At 70.7% G+C, this 14669-nt stretch carries 15 protein-coding genes and 1 tRNA gene; 5 read left to right on the forward strand and 11 right to left on the reverse strand.

The window, feature by feature from the left end:
* Positions 1–12: 12 nt before the first annotated feature.
* The 9 genes from G7Z13_RS18395 to G7Z13_RS18435 all read right to left on the reverse strand — a co-directional run bounded on the left by G7Z13_RS18395 (position 13) and on the right by G7Z13_RS18435 (position 9794).
* Positions 13–1575, reverse strand: a complete 1563-nt coding sequence (locus G7Z13_RS18395; RefSeq protein ID WP_166000698.1) for a DEAD/DEAH box helicase — start codon at positions 1573–1575, stop codon at positions 13–15.
* A gap of 203 nt (positions 1576–1778) precedes the next feature.
* Positions 1779–1982, reverse strand: a complete 204-nt coding sequence (locus G7Z13_RS18400) for a cold-shock protein (RefSeq protein ID WP_007383480.1) — start codon at positions 1980–1982, stop codon at positions 1779–1781.
* A 226-nt stretch (positions 1983–2208) separates the two neighbouring features.
* Positions 2209–2547, reverse strand: coding sequence for a helix-turn-helix domain-containing protein (locus tag G7Z13_RS18405; RefSeq protein WP_166000700.1), 339 nt, complete (start codon positions 2545–2547; stop codon positions 2209–2211).
* A gap of 238 nt (positions 2548–2785) precedes the next feature.
* On the reverse strand, positions 2786–3073 hold the full coding sequence (locus G7Z13_RS18410) for a DUF4190 domain-containing protein (protein ID WP_166000702.1): 288 nt from the start codon (positions 3071–3073) through the stop codon (positions 2786–2788).
* A 200-nt stretch (positions 3074–3273) separates the two neighbouring features.
* Entirely contained in the window at positions 3274–7059 is a 3786-nt protein-coding gene (locus G7Z13_RS33705; RefSeq protein WP_240926260.1) for an FG-GAP-like repeat-containing protein, read from the reverse strand.
* A gap of 148 nt (positions 7060–7207) precedes the next feature.
* The gene (locus G7Z13_RS18420; protein ID WP_277347409.1) at positions 7208–8095 is read right to left on the reverse strand and encodes a GNAT family N-acetyltransferase; all 888 of its coding nucleotides are present in this window, start codon (positions 8093–8095) and stop codon (positions 7208–7210) included.
* 128 nt (positions 8096–8223) lie between these two features.
* Positions 8224–8484 carry a hypothetical protein gene (locus G7Z13_RS18425; protein ID WP_166000706.1) on the reverse strand — a complete coding sequence of 87 codons (261 nt, stop codon included), beginning with the start codon at positions 8482–8484 and terminating at the stop codon, positions 8224–8226.
* On the reverse strand, positions 8484–8693 hold the full coding sequence (locus G7Z13_RS18430) for a hypothetical protein (RefSeq protein ID WP_166000708.1): 210 nt from the start codon (positions 8691–8693) through the stop codon (positions 8484–8486). Before G7Z13_RS18430 ends, G7Z13_RS18425 begins: the two co-directional genes overlap by 1 nt.
* A 210-nt stretch (positions 8694–8903) precedes the next feature.
* On the reverse strand, positions 8904–9794 hold the full coding sequence (locus G7Z13_RS18435) for a septum formation family protein (protein ID WP_166000710.1): 891 nt from the start codon (positions 9792–9794) through the stop codon (positions 8904–8906).
* 207 nt (positions 9795–10001) lie between these two features.
* On the opposite strand from G7Z13_RS18435, the gene G7Z13_RS18440 reads away from it, so the two are divergent.
* Both G7Z13_RS18440 and G7Z13_RS18445 read left to right on the forward strand, forming a co-directional pair.
* Positions 10002–10493 (forward strand): hypothetical protein, encoded by a 492-nt coding sequence (locus tag G7Z13_RS18440; RefSeq protein WP_166000712.1) that lies wholly within the window; start codon positions 10002–10004, stop codon positions 10491–10493.
* Positions 10490–10810: a transcriptional regulator gene (locus G7Z13_RS18445; protein ID WP_166000714.1), complete on the forward strand. Its 321-nt coding sequence runs from the start codon at positions 10490–10492 to the stop codon at positions 10808–10810. Before G7Z13_RS18440 ends, G7Z13_RS18445 begins: the two co-directional genes overlap by 4 nt.
* 63 nt (positions 10811–10873) lie before the next feature.
* Here the strand turns inward: G7Z13_RS18445 and G7Z13_RS18450 are convergent, their stop codons facing one another.
* Both G7Z13_RS18450 and G7Z13_RS18455 read right to left on the reverse strand, forming a co-directional pair.
* A complete protein-coding gene (locus G7Z13_RS18450; RefSeq protein WP_166000716.1) occupies positions 10874–11515 on the reverse strand; it encodes a hypothetical protein in 642 nt (213 codons plus the stop codon).
* 1383 nt (positions 11516–12898) lie between these two features.
* Positions 12899–12972, reverse strand: a tRNA-Gly gene (locus tag G7Z13_RS18455).
* A gap of 289 nt (positions 12973–13261) precedes the next feature.
* On the opposite strand from G7Z13_RS18455, the gene G7Z13_RS18460 reads away from it, so the two are divergent.
* From G7Z13_RS18460 to G7Z13_RS18470, 3 genes are all read left to right on the forward strand, one after another.
* Positions 13262–13420 carry a hypothetical protein gene (locus G7Z13_RS18460; protein ID WP_166000718.1) on the forward strand — a complete coding sequence of 53 codons (159 nt, stop codon included), beginning with the start codon at positions 13262–13264 and terminating at the stop codon, positions 13418–13420.
* 137 nt (positions 13421–13557) lie between these two features.
* A complete protein-coding gene (dcd, locus tag G7Z13_RS18465; RefSeq protein ID WP_166000720.1) occupies positions 13558–14133 on the forward strand; it encodes a dCTP deaminase in 576 nt (191 codons plus the stop codon).
* A 5-nt stretch (positions 14134–14138) separates the two neighbouring features.
* Positions 14139–14636, forward strand: a complete 498-nt coding sequence (locus tag G7Z13_RS18470) for a phosphoribosyltransferase (RefSeq protein WP_166005071.1) — start codon at positions 14139–14141, stop codon at positions 14634–14636.
* Positions 14637–14669 lie beyond the last annotated feature (33 nt).

A 14669-nucleotide genomic window follows, 5' to 3' on the forward strand; every position in this document is an offset into this window, starting at 1 on the left:
CCGCGTCGCGGACTACGGATTGCTCCTCGGCGCCGACCGGCGAGCCGACCCGCCCGTCGGTCCCGCGCCGCTGCCCCCGCCGCTGCCGCGGCCGGCGGTGCGGGCTCCCCGGCCGCCGCGCTGGCCGCGCTGCCCGGGGCGTCCGCCCCGGCCGCGACCGCGGCCGCCGGAGCCCGTGCCGCCGCTCTGCTCGGCGGCGGGCACGGTGATGGTGACGGGCACGCCGGAGGGCGTGCGGGCGCCGGTGATGCGGTGCAGCTCGGCCTCGCCCGGACGGACGCGGGCCGTGCGGGCGGTGATCCCGGCGTCGGCCATCAGCCGGTCCACCGCGCGGCGCTGGTGCGGCAGGACGAGGGTGACGACGGTGCCGGACTCGCCCGCGCGGGCGGTGCGGCCGCCGCGGTGCAGGTAGTCCTTGTGGTCGCCGGGCGGGTCGACGTTCACGACGAGACCCAGGTCGTCGACGTGGATGCCGCGCGCGGCCACGTTGGTGGCGACGAGCACGGAGACGTGCCCGTCCTTGAACTGGGCGAGGGTCCGGTTGCGCTGCGGCTGGGACTTTCCGCCGTGCAGGGCCGACGCGCGTACGCCGACGGAGAGCAGGTGCTTGGTCAGCCGGTCCACCGCGTGCTTGGTGTCGAGGAACATGATCACCCGCCCGTCACGGGCGGCGATCTCGGTCGCGGTGGTGTGCTTGTCCGCGTCGAGCACGTGCAGCAGATGGTGCTCCATGGTGTTGACGGCACCGGCGGACGGGTCGACCGAGTGCACCACGGGGTCGTGCAGGTAGCGGCGCACGAGAAGGTCGATGTTGCGGTCGAGCGTGGCCGAGAACAGCAGCCGCTGGCCGCCGGAACCGACCTGGTCGAGCAGCGCGGTGACCTGCGGCATGAAGCCCATGTCGGTCATCTGGTCGGCCTCGTCCAGCACCGTGACGGTGACCTGGTCGAGCCGGCAGTCACCCCGGTCGATGAGGTCCTTCAGGCGGCCGGGCGTGGCCACGACGACCTCGGCGCCGGCGCGCAGCGCGTTCGCCTGGCGGCTGATCGCCATGCCGCCGACGACGGTGGCGAGCCGCAGCCGCGCGGCGCGGGCGTAGGGGGTGAGCGCGTCGGTGACCTGCTGGGCCAGTTCCCGCGTGGGCACGAGCACCAGGCCGAGCGGCTGCCGGGGCTGGGCCCGCTGCCCGTCGAGCCGGGACAGTACGGCCAGGCCGAAGGCGAGGGTCTTGCCGGAGCCCGTACGGCCGCGGCCCAGGACGTCCCGGCCGGCCAGCGAGTTCGGCAGGGTGGCCGCCTGGATCGGGAACGGCACGGTGACGCCCTCGGTGCCCAGCGCGGCCAGCAGCGGCGCCGGCATGTCCAGCTCGGCGAAGGCCGCGACCGCGGGCAGCGGCTCGGTGAGCGCGACCGGGAGGGCGAACTCCTGGCGGCGGGCGGTGGGCTTCGCTGCGGGGCCGTTACGGCGTCCGGCGGCCGGGCGCGAGTGCTGCCGGCCACCCGACTGCCGGCTCGAATCCTGGGCACGGAAGCGGCCGGAGCCGTTGCCGGCCCCGGTACCACGGGTGCGGTTCATGGAGGAACCTTCCTCGATGCGGCGCATCGAGGAATGTGGGCCACGGCAGAGTGCCGGGCCCGGATTCACAAGAATGAGCCGAAGAAAATGCGAAAAGCGCGAGATGCGCGCGGGCCGGTCCGGTGACACCGGACGGACAGGGAACGGGCTGGGGCCCGCACCCCAGAGAGTGCGGGCCCCAGCCACATGAGATCGCGTCAGCGTCAGGCGGGAACGATGTTCTCGGCCTGCGGGCCCTTCTGGCCCTGCGTGACGTCGAAGGTAACCTTCTGGCCTTCCTGAAGCTCGCGGAAGCCGGAGGTGGCGATGTTCGAGTAGTGGGCGAACACGTCAGCGCCGCCGCCGTCCTGCTCGATGAAGCCGAAGCCCTTTTCCGCGTTGAACCACTTCACGGTGCCAGATGCCATATTGAATCTCCCTTGGGGGCAGTGCCGGACGCCGCACTTTGCGGGGCCCGAGTCGCCGCTGTGATCACCCCTCCGGAAAGATCCGGAAAGTCTGCAAAGAAAAAATCTCTGGGACCAAAACTGCAACTGCTATCACGCTAACACAGATCGCCCGACGGGCCACCTGTGATTTACGCCCTGTCGTAATTCTCAAACCGCTGCGACCCACAATTCTGTACTCGCGGAACTAGATATCCGGGCCGTGCTCGTCCAGCCTGCGCCGCATGTCCTGGTTGCGGCGGCGCTCCTCGTCGAGCTGGTCCTCCAGCGAGACGATCCGGCAGGCGGCCTCGATCGGGGTGCCCTGGTCCACCAGCTCGCGGGCGCGTGCGGCGATCCGCAGCTGCCGCCGCGAGTACCGGCGGTGCCCCCCGTCCGACCGCAGCGGCGTGATCAGCTCGGCCTCACCGACGGCCCGCAGGAAGGCGGGCGTCGTACCGAGCAGGTCGGCGGCCCTGCCCATGGTGTACGCCGGGTAGTCGTCGTCGTCGAGGTGGCCGGCGACGGGGACGTTCTCAGCGGGCATCGCACCTTCGTTCGTTTCGGGACGCTTCAGGGGCCCGGGCGGGCGCGCCACCCGTGCTCCGAAGGGGGTCGGCACCCTCTGCCTCGTGTGACAACCCTAACGCCGTCGGCTCCGAAGATGTGGGGTCGCCGGTACAGAATTCCCGGGACCGGCGCCCCGCGAGGCACGGCGCCCGGCACACGCAGACGAGGACGGCCGCGACAGCGGCCGTCCTCGTCGGACCTCGCGGATCCGCCCGCTAGCCGCCCACGTACCAGCTGAAGCCGTCGTTGCTGGCCGCGACGGCCAGCAGCACCAGCCACAGCACCACGTCGACGACACCGAGGATGATGCCCGCCTTCGCCATCCCGGCGCCGTTCTTCACCGCCGCCTGGCGCCGGGCCACGACACCGAAGATGATGGCCAGCGGCCCGAGGATGAGGTTGAGGAAGAACAGCCCGATGACACCGCAGGACAGACTCGCGATCGCCAGGCCGTTGGTGCGCGACCCGGAGGACGCGGCAGAGGAACTGCCGTAACTCGCCATTGCATACTCCCGGTTGTCGGTTGCACTGACTGAACGGGGCGCCCACTCCGTATGCTTGCCTGCACCTCGGGTGCCCCGTCGGGCGGCACCCATGCAACGGACCGTCAGGAAGCCCGGCGCACCAGCGTGGGCAAGGGGAAGGGCCCCGGCCGCAACCCGGCCGGGGCCCTCCGTTCGTCCGCGCACGTACGGCTCAGGGGTCAGAACAGACCCTTGTATCCCTGCCATCCGGTGGCGATCTTCACGCGGGCGGCGAACGAGCCCTTGCCGTCGCCGCTGCTGCGCCACACGTTCCCGGAGGTGTCGCGGGAGACGAGGTCGGCCTTGCCGTCACGGGTGATGTCGCCGACGCCGACGACGGCGTTGTACGACGCGCCCCAGTCGTTGAAGACCTTCACGCGGGCGGTGAACGTGCCCGTGCCCGTGCCGTGGTAGCGCCACAGCTCGTTCGAGGAGTCCTGGACGAGCAGGTCGCCGCGGCCGTCGCCGTTGAGGTCACCGGCCCCGACGATCTTCTTGTGGCTCTTCCAGTTGTCGTAGAGCTTCACGCGCGCCGTGAGCTTGCCGTCGCTGGTGCCCTTGTGCAGGTACACCGTGCCGGTGGAGGCGTTGCGCGTGATCAGGTCCGCCCGGCCGTCACCGGTGACGTCGCCCGGTGAGGTCAGCACGTTGTACTGGTTCCAGCCGGTGCCCAGCGACACGTACGGCGTCGACGGGGTGACCGCCTTGCCGCAGCCCGGCCGGTAGGCACGCAGGGTGCCGTCGGTCATTCGCACCAGCACGTCGTTGCACCGGTCGCCGTTGACGTCCCCGAAGGGGATCGCCCTGATCGAGGTGGACCAGCCGGAGCCGCTGGTCTTGCCCGAGAAGGCGCCCGTGCCGGAGCCGTGCTGGAAGGTGAGCGCGCCGCTTGAGCTGAGCGTCAGCAGGTCCCCGGCGCCGTCCGGCACCGCACCGGTGCCCGCGTGGTCGCGGGGCGCCGCCGTGATCACCCGCGCGGCGGACTCGGCCGTCGCGCTTGGCCAGCCGCTCTTGCGGGCGGTGACGGCCACGGTCAGCTTCTTGCCGCGCAGCGAGGCGGGCACCTGGTACGTGGCGGCGGTGGCCCCCGAGATCGCCTGGCCGTCCGCCTTCCACTGGTAGGCGTACGAGTCCGGCGTCGGCGACCACGAGCCCGGCTTAGCGGTGAGCCGGGCGCCGACCTGGGGGGTACCGGTCACGGTCGGGGCGGCCGTGTTCTCCAGCGGGCCCGGGGTGACGGTGAAGGAGCCGCGCGGGTACTCCCAGCCGTTGTGGGTGATGACGCTGAGGTACCAGTCGCCCGCCGTGAGCCCGGTCAGGTCCAGGACGGCCTTCAGGGACGTGCGGTCGGCGGCCACCGAGACGGTGGTGGACTCGACCGTCTTCCCGGACCGGCTGATGCGGACCTTGTCGTCCTCGTGCAGGGCGGTGCCGGTCACGGTCACCGTGGCCTTGTCGCCGACGGCGCCGGTGGTCGGGGTGACCGTGCCGACGCTGACGGTCTCGGTGCCGCACAGCCCGAACGTGCAGGTCAGCTCCGCCTTGAAGGCGGTCTGCGACGCCCGCTCCGGCAGGCCGATGACCAGGATGCTCGGCGTGACGTCCTTCGTGTACGGCTCGTTCACGTAGCACTGGTAGCCGCTCGGGACGGACAGCACGCAGTTGTTGTCCAGGCTCGCGTCGTAGAGCGCGGGCACGGCCGTGTGCGTGCCGCCCGCGGTGTCGCTGACCTCGAAGTCGAACCGGTCGTCGTGCGAGGTGGGCAGCGCCGCGCACACCGCGGTGTGCTGCTCGTCGAGGGTGCCGGTGACCGGTCCGTACCCGTAGCTGACGTTGGGGACCTCGGCGCACTCGGCGGCCGGTCCGGCGGACGTCGCGATGCGCAGGGCGTCGAAGCGGTAGGACTCGGCGGACGTCCGGTTCGTCGGGACGGTGACGAGGACCTGGTAGCTGGTGGAGCCGGTGACCGCGCACGCCTTGTTGCGGTACGAGCACACGACGTCGCCCTCCGCGTCGTACGCCAGGAGGTTGGCGTTGCCCAGCGGGTCGCGGACGTCGAGGTGCAGGGTGTCACCGGCGTCGGCGGTGGTCACCTGGCGGCACACCAGCAGGCCGGGGGCGGCCGGAGTGCCGCCGGTGGACGGGCCGCCCACCGCGGTCGCCGGGTTCGCCGCGCAGCCCTTGGCGGTCGCGGTGACGTCACGCCGGGCGAGGGTGTACTCGGCGGCGGTGTCGCGGCCGGTGACCAGCACCGTGTGCGCGGCACCGGGCGTCAGGGCGCAGGTGGTCCAGGCCGACAGGGACGGGTACACGGTGCACACCTGCTTGCCGTCGGCGTCCAGCACCGAGAACTCGGCGGTGGACCCACCGGAGACGGCGCGCAGCTGCAGGTTCTCGGTCGCGCTGTGGTCGTCGGCCGGGATGGACAGGCAGCGCGAGAAGACCCCGTCGCCGGTGCGGAGCCGGGCGGCGGGACCGTCGGCGGTGAAATCACCCGCCGGGAGGACCGGGCAGCCGTTCGCCGCGTCCGTGCGGTGCAGGGCGACGCGGTAGGTGCCGGTCGCCGTGTCGCTGTCGTCGGCGGACACCAGGGCGCGGAACGGGGCGGCGCCGGTCAGCGCGCAGGTGCCCTCGCCGAGCGTCTCCCCGTTGCACCGCTGGACGCCGTCGGCGTCGACGACCACGACCTCCGGCTGCGGCGCGGGCCCGCTCAGCGGCGTCAGCGCGGCCATCCGGGCGCCCTCGGGCAGCGGCAGGGTCAGGCAGTCGGTCTCGCCCGCCGTGGCGAAGGTGCCCACGTGGGTGCCGAGTTCCGCGCTCTCGCAGCCGGCGGTCGAGGCGCGGTCGAGGATGAGCGTGGCCTCGTCGGTGAAGACGGTGTAGTCCCCGGCGGGCAGGGGGCAGCCGGCGCACACGGCCTTCCCCTCACGGTCGTACACGGCGAGGCCGGTACGGGACCCGTCGGCCACCGCGTACACGCTGTAGCGGCCCCCCTCCCGGGCGGTGAAGACCTTGCAGCCGGTGTCCGGGTCCACGGCGGTGGGCGCGGAGCCGTACGCGTTCACGGGCACGCGCGCACAGCCGTCCGGGTCGGACAGCCGGCGGATCGTCAGGGTGTACGGGGCCGGGAAGCCGCGCTCGGCGTCCCGGACGTGCCCCAGCACGCGGTACGGCCCGTCGCCGGGCAGGACGCATCCCTCGCTGTCGTCCTCGTTGTACTGCGGGCAGATGTGCGCACCCGACTCGTCGGTGATCCAGTGCGTGAACTGGCCGTAGGTGTCGGTCCGGAAGTCGGTCTCGATCCGCTCGCCGGCCTTGCCCGTGAACGGGTGGCACACGAGGCCGAACGGGGACACCGCGGAGCCGGTGACCGGCGGGAGGTCCCAGGACGTGCCGGTCTCCCGCGCGCACCCGGTGGTGGCGGCGAGCGGGGTGACGGTCACGTGGGTGTCGAGGGGCTCGGTGCCCCAGCCGGTGCGGACGAGCTTCAGCGTGAAGGCACCGGCCCGCGGCAGCGCGCACCAGCCCTCGCCCCACGTGTGGTCGTAGCAGTCCACCTGCGTCTCACCGTCGAAGACCTGGGCGGCCGCTCCGCCGCGCTCGGTCAGGACGCGGTGCAGGCCGGGCTGCTCGGCGGTGAACGTGAAGCAGGCGCTGCCGTCCGCGGGGACGGCGGCCTCGCCGACCGCGGAACCCGGGTCGCCGAAGGGGGCGAGGGGGAGGGTGGGGCAGTCGTCGGCGGCGGGGGCGGAAGCGGAGGGCTCCGTCTCGGTGGTTGCTTCGGTGGCTTTCGTGGTGGCCGTCGCGGTGGCCTTTCCGGTGGCCGTCGCAGCGGACGTGGTGCCGTCGGCCGCCTGTGCCGTACCGACCGGCAGCAAGCCCGTCAGCAGCACCGAGAGCGCGATGGTGAACAGGACGACGGTGTACGCCGCGGATCTTCCGCGCGCACACAAGCGGTAGGGCATGGCCATCCCCCCAGGACGGCGTCGAGACGACGCGGGTGAGTGCCGGGGCCCTACGTGACCGCGGGTCGAGGGCGGCGCACGGCAGAAAACAGGCGAATGATCGCACACATGTGCGCTGAGGGACACCCGGTTCCGCACGCGGTGGCGATCAGTAGAGGATCGAGGGCAGGTAGGCCCCGTCGGGCTCGTTGTAGAGGCCGATGGTCATCAGGCTCAGCAGCTGCACGACCTTGAGTCCGCCGGCCAGGCACCACTGGAGCAGCGTGGTGTCGCGCGCGGGCACGAGGATGCCGGGTCCGCCGAACGCGGGCGCCGAGGCGATCAGTGCCCGCAGATCGAGGGTGGTCTCGGCCACGGCGTGCGCGAAGAACGCGAGGTCCGTGGCGTACCCGGTCACCCGCCCCTCCCGTTCGACGACCCGGGCGGTGCCCTGCTTCAGCGCGTCGGCGACCTCACCGCCGCGATCGACGCCGTGCACGCGCCGGCACAGCTCGTTGCACGCCGCGAGGTCCGCGTCCACGGCCTCGCGGACACCGGCTCCGGGCACCTCCCGCCGCAGCGCCTCCCCCTGCACACAGGCCACGGTCTCCCGGAACGCGAACCCCAGGCTGACGTACAGCGAGAACGACCTGTTGTGATAGCCGCTCTGCAGCAACCGGATCCCCGGCGCCCCGCGCTCGGCGGCCCGGCGCATCACGTCCCGCATCAGCCGCCGGCCCACGCCCCGGTTCTGGACAGCCGGATCGATGGTCACCGGCCCGACGCCCACGACGGGCGACCGCTCGTCCAGGAAGTTGCTCCCGACCACGCGGCCGTCGAGTTCTGCGACGACGCTGTAGAACCCCGGATGCGTCAGCGCGCCCTCGATGAGGGCGAGACCCGCCTCGAGACTGGGGATGTCCGGCGGGAACCCGTGCTCACGGGCGACCCCGGCGAACGCCTCGAAGCAGATCCTGCCGCACTCCGCCGCGTCCTCGGCGGTACCTGGGCGCAGGACGAGATCCACGATCCCCATCTCCTTCAGCGCACGAAGCACGCCGCACGCCGCACGCCGTGCGGAAGTCCTCCCTCCATGCTCCGCCCGCTCGGGCGGCGCCGCAAAACCGGCCGGGACCGCCCGGAGACGTCGTACTCCCCTCTCCCTCCCCTCTCCCTCTCCTTTCCCTATTCCTCGTCGCCGTCCGAGGCGGGAAGGAGGGTCGCCAGCTCCTCCGAGAGCTCCAGCTTGTAGCGTGCGGCGATGACACCGAGCTGAATGCCGAAGACCGCGCGCAGCTCTCCCAGCGCGGCACCGAACGTGGCGCTCTCGTGCGGCCCGAGCACATGCCCCGAGTGGTCGGGACCCACGGCGTTCAGGAACCGCCGGCAGGCGGCCCGCATCGCCTTGAGGTTCTCCGCGAGGTCGTCCCCGGTGTCGGGCTCCATCAGGATCTGGGTGAGGGTCTCCCTGACTGCAACACCGACGCGACGCAGTGGCCCGGTTCCTCCACCGCGTGCATGACGGCACGCGACATCGTCAGGACCCTGCGGTCCTCCAGATAGACGACGACCTTCTCGGCGACGGCGCGCTGGGGGACCGGCGGATCCCAGTCCAGGCCGCCGAGCGGGGTGCTGAAGCCTCTGATCCGACGCATGATGTCCAGAACCTTCACGCGCGGCATCGTAGGCAGCCTGGTCAGGGGCCGGTCCGGGAACGAGTGGGAATGGCCGGATCGAACCGCTCGGCGCGGGACGAGGGACGGCTCACCCAGTCGAGGGGAAGCTGGAGCCGTACCGGCGGACACGGGCGGCCACAGCCGCATCACGCATCCGGCGGACACGGCCCCCGCTGCCCCGACGGGACGTCAGCCCGCCCACACCTCGGCCTCGTCGGCCGGGACGGTGGTGGCCAGGCCCAGCTCCTTGCGGGCGGCGACCGACTTGTTGGGGTCGATGCCGGTGAACGCCGGGTCGTAGGCGACGTAGAAGGCGTCCGCGTCGGCGGCGCCGGCGGCCTTCTTCCAGTCGCCGGCCGCCTTCTGCAGCGTCGAGCGGAGCTTGCCGACCTCGGCGCCCTCGATGCCGGCCAGGCCCTCGACGTGCGCGTTGAGGGCGGCCTCGACGGCCTTGGCCTGCGCCTTGTAACCGGCCAGGTCGTCCTCGACGGTGTCCTTCTCGGGCTGGTTCGCCCACAGGGCCTCGTAGACCGCGTTCGAGCCCTTGAGGAAGGTGAGCTGCTCCGGCTTCAGGGACTTCGCGGTCTCCAGGGAGCCGCTGAACTTGCCCTTCTCCGCGGTGTAGGTGCAGCTCACCGCGCGGTCGCCCGTCGCCCAGCTCTCCTGGGTCGGCGTGTAGTAGAAGAGGGCGGCGCCCTTGGGCAGCGCCCAGGTGTCCGGCGCGAACTTCTGCGCCTCGACCGGGCAGCGGGTGTCCGCGACCGCCGTGATCTCGTCGTCGCCGGGGTACTTCTGGCCCTTGCCCTCGATCGCGAACTCGCCGACGACCTGACCCACGTGCGCCTCGTCGCACGGCACGACCTCGACGGCGTACGCCGTCCCCTCGGCCTTGCCGTTCGGGTTGTAGCAGTCACCGATGTCGAGCGAGTACACCGACTGCTGGCGAGCCGCCTTCTTCGCGGTGTCCTTCGCGCTGTCGACGGCGTCGGAGACTCCCGAGCATCCCACCGCGCCGATCGCGAGCAGGGCGGCAACGGCGGGTATGCCGCGAAGGGAACGGTGCGGGGCACGGACTGTCATGACGTGTACATCCTCTTACGTGATCTCTGTGAGCGCATACGGCTCGTACGGGCTCTCTGACTCGCGACGGGCGGGGAGGGTTGTATCCGGGCCGCTCAGAGGTGAGGGCTGGTTGCGTCCAGGGGGCGAGCGACCGGCCCACCCCCACTTGCCGCACCGGAAACTCGTCTCTTTCCAGCACGGAAAATGAGCGCTAGTCTTTCCGGCATGGAAACTCACGGGGCACGACTGACGCCCGAGCAGGCCCGCGCCGCCCTGGCCGACACCAAGCACATCAGGGCCTCCATCGCGCCCCTGTCGGCCACACCCTGGCCGAAGTGGTTCTTCCTCACGCTCACGGTCTACGTCGCCGCGTTCCCGATCATGTACGGAGGCGCCCTGGCCGACACGGACTGGCTGCTGCCGCGCCCCGCCTGGATGGCCATCACCCTCACGAGCACGGCGGTGTTCGTGGCGCTCTTCGCCGTCGCGGCGAAGGCGTGGCGTGACAGGACCGGGGTGGCGCTGCGGTTCGACGTGCTGCCCAAGCGGGCGACCGTGCCGCTCTCGGTGGGTCTGCCCGTGCTGCTGGTGGGGTCGGCGTTCGCCTTCCGCGTCACGGGACGGCCGGTGTGGCTGATCGCGGCCTCGCTGATCGGTGCCGCCGTGTCCGTCGGCTTCCACCTCGCCTTCGTCCGCCTGCACCGGAAGACGCCGTGAGCACCGAGATCCCCGATCCGCTGGAAGGTTTCGACGCCACCATCCACGCCCCGAACCGGCTGCGCATCTGCGCTCTTCTGGACGCTGCCGGCGAGGCGGAGTTCGGCCTGGTCCAGAACCAACTCGGCGTCTCCGCCTCCGCGCTGAGCAAGCACGTCACCGTACTGATGGACGCCGGCTACGTCGAGCAGCGCAAGGCCGTCCGCAACACCCGGCAACGGGTGTGGCTCCGGCTGACCCCCCGAGGACGCGACGCGTATCAGGGGCACCTTGCGGCGCTGCGGGCGATCGTGGGGTCGTCGGATCCGTCGCTCTGATCACCGCCCAGCCACGCGACTGCTGCAGACGGACGGCCCTGGGAACTCCCACCTCCGGAGGGGTCAGTCGATCCTCACGCAGTACACGAACGGCACGCTCGCCGTGGTGCGACCCGACGTCAGATCGACCGCATATACGCGGGCGTTCGGGTTCCCCGGAGCGCACCGTCCGGGGAAGCCGGGGGTGAAGCCGAAACTCCCGCCGGCGTATCCGGCGTGCCTGGTGGCCGTGACCGTCCAACTCCTGTTGACGGCGCCGGAGAACACGAGGCGGACTCGGCGGTTGATGTTGAAGTGGTCGCCGCTGACCTTGAGGGAGCCGTTCTCCGACGTGACCCACAGCCGCACCGCCAGCCGCCGGTCATCGGCCCGGCTGTTGTCGTACCCCGCCTGCGCGCGGGCCTGCGGGGTCACGCAGGTGTGGTCGTCGGAGCCCCATGCCTCCCGCCAGACGTAACCCTGCACGCAGTAGCCGTTCGGGAGGGTCCGGCCGGGGGCCAGAGCGTTGTCGTGGGCGGTGTTCGCCCGCGTCTGCGGCGTGACGCACACGAGATCACCGGCACGCGCGACCCTCCACACATATCCCTGGCGGCAGGTGTTGGGCCCGTAGTCCTGAGCGTTGGCGGTCGACGGCGCGGACAGTCCACCGCCGACACCGGTGGCAACCACCATCGCCGAGGCAAGGAAACGCCTGAACATGGTCATACCTCCGCAGTTTCTGCGGCCGCTATGGTTGTGCCCCAATGTGCGACGTCGCCCGGCTCGGCTGACCGCGAGAGTGCCCGTCCCGACGACATATCGCCGCGACGTCGCCCGCCTCTGACGGCAGTGCAACCACGAATCGACGGCACCGACTGTGAAGTTGGCGCCCGGTGCCCGTGAATGGACACGCACCCGAACGGTGTCCGCTGGGGTAGCCGCGCTATCTGGACCAGACCCCGCCGTCACATGCCGGCAAGGGCCGGACATCCTCGGTGCCCCGGAGCCAACGGCGGGTTGCTATGCGACGGCCCTCATAGCGAGGTTAAACACCGTGGCGCGTGTTCTGCATCTCGGGGGTGCAGCCTCACTGGCCCAGTGACGCTCGGGTGGCGCACGGGCTGCTCTCCTGGCAGCACAGTTGCGCCTTCAACGAGTTGGCCGTCAGAGGAGACGGCCAACGTGTGACCGGCGCCGAGACCTACCACCGCGACACCAAGCGGCTGAGCCGTGGAACGCGCCTGTCGACACCGTCGCCATGCGGCGGCTGATGGCGAACCTCGGTGTCGCCGTGCACGTTCGCGGTCGTGATTGCGGACACCCCGGGGACGACGCTCGTGGTCACTGCCGATCAGCCACACCCGAACAACTGGATCGGGCGCGAAGTCGAACGGCACTGCGATCCGACGTCGTCCCAGCCGGACGTGAGAACGGAGCAACTGTGCACGCTCGTTGGTTCCCCGTGGTTCCCCGCACGATCTGGCACGGGAGTGGCACGCACGCCCCAATTCAAGCGCTGGGCCCGCTGAGGCCTTGCGGCGATTAGCTGGTGCTTCGACAAGAGGTTGGGGAAGGATGCGCCAGGGGCACCGCGGAGACCGCATCGCGGGCCGGGGGAAATGAGACACCGTGAGTTCGAGCGTGGGACCCGACAACACCTTGCCCACGGCGCAAGAGGCTCGTGAAGCTTGGGCAAGAGAGGCGTACGTGGTCCTCACGGACGTGGCGCGCAGCTATCACGCTGTCACCACCTACAAGGAGCTTGCGGAGGAGATCCAGCACAGGACCGGGATTCACACCAACGCTCTCCTGCACAACTGGGTCGGCTCCGTCCTTGGCAGGGTGGTCCGGGAAGCGCATCGCCGACACGCGATCGAATGCCACCCTGAAGGACACGATGATGTGGGCATGGCAATCCTCCGAGAAGGCCGTGCTGATCTAAGGACTTCGACGAGGAGCGACAGGAAGAGGTCGCCGCCGGCCTCGACGCCACGGTGCGGAAGGCTGGGGCCGAGGCTACCCAGCAGCGTTGTGGCACGGATCTGGCGCGCGGCGAGTGATCATCAAGCACGACAACAAGGCCCTGATCTCCGACCGGGGCCTTGATAATGGAGCGGGTGACGAGAATCGAACTCGCGCTCTCAGCTTGGGAAGCTGATGTTCTACCATTAAACTACACCCGCGTAAGACGCCGACCGATGGGTCGGTGTCCGAACGCTCGCCCACTGTACCAAACCGCAGGCCCCCGGTGTTCCAGCCGAGGGGCCTGAGTCCGTTCGAGGGGGGAGCGGGGGGGCGGGTACGCGGCTGCGCGGGGCGGGAGTTGGGGAGTACGGTGGAGGGGTCGCCGAAGGGTCGCGCGGGATCGGAGTGCCGCCTGGAGGGGCGTCCCATTGATCCCGTAGTGTGGCTTTTGTCGTCAGGCAAGCAGCAGCCTGACGCGGCTCTTGGGGAAGGGACTTAAGGGACTTGATGGAGCGCACCGTCGTCCGCTGTGCCGAAGGGCACGTGTTCACCACCGCCTCGTTCCCGATGCAGCAGGCCGAGCGCCTCGGCCCGGGACGGCTCGTCCGCTGTCCGCGCTGCGCGCGGCTGCGGAGCGTCGTGCCGGTGGCGCTGGAGAAGCACTAGCCGGCACCGGCGAGCCGTCGCCGTGACCGGCACGGCGGTAGCCGGTTGTAGTCGGCCGTAGTGGCAAGGGTTACGCAATGGGCGCGCGAGGTTCTCAGGATTACGGGGGCCCCGCGCGCCTTGCGTATCCTCGGGGCGTGCTTCTCTCAGACAAGGACATCCGGGCCGAGATCGACGCCGGGCGGGTACGGATCGATCCCTATGACGAATCGATGGTGCAGCCGTCGAGCATCGACGTGCGGCTGGACCGTTTCTTCCGGGTGTTCGAGAACCACCGGTACCCGCACATCGACCCCTCCATCGAGCAGGCGGATCTGACGCGGCTCGTGGAGCCGGAGGGGGACGAGCCGTTCATCCTCCACCCCGGGGAGTTCGTGCTGGCCAGCACGTACGAGGTGATCTCGCTTCCCGACGACCTCGCCTCCCGCCTGGAGGGCAAGAGCTCGCTGGGGCGGCTCGGGCTCGTCACCCACTCCACCGCCGGGTTCATCGACCCCGGCTTCTCCGGGCACGTGACCCTCGAGCTGTCGAACCTCGCCACGCTGCCGATCAAGCTGTGGCCCGGCATGAAGATCGGCCAGCTGTGCATGTTCCGGCTCAGCTCGCCGGCCGAGTTCCCGTACGGGAGCGAGCGGTACGGCTCCAGGTACCAGGGGCAGCGCGGTCCGACCGCGTCGCGCTCCTTCCTCAATTTCCACAGGACGCAGGTGTGAGCAGCGTGAGCGACGTACGGGAGAATCTGACCTACGAGCGGTTCGGTACCGCCATCCGTGAGCTCGCGCAGACCATCGCCGACGACGGGTACGAGCCCGACGTCGTGCTGAGCATCGCGCGGGGCGGGGTGTTCGTGGCCGGTGGGCTCGCCTACGCCCTCGACTGCAAGAACATCCACCTGGTGAACGTCGAGTTCTACACCGGTGTGGGCACCACGCTGCCCATGCCCGTGATGCTCGCCCCCGTGCCGAACGCGATCGACTTCACCGACAAGAAGGTGCTGATCGCGGACGACGTCGCCGACACCGGCAAGACGCTGAAGCTGGTGCACGACTTCTGCCTGGAGCACGTCGCCGAGGTGCGGTCCGCGGTGATCTACGAGAAGTCGCACTCGCTCGTGAAGTGCGAGTACGTGTGGAAGCGCACCGACGAGTGGATCAACTTCCCGTGGTCCGTCGAGCCGCCCGTGGTGAAGCGGGCCGGGCAGGTGCTCGACGCCTGACATCGTCCGGCGGACATGCACAAGGGCCCCTGG

Origin of the sequence: Streptomyces sp. JB150 (assembly GCF_011193355.1) — a bacterium.
Taxonomy (GTDB): domain Bacteria; phylum Actinomycetota; class Actinomycetes; order Streptomycetales; family Streptomycetaceae; genus Streptomyces.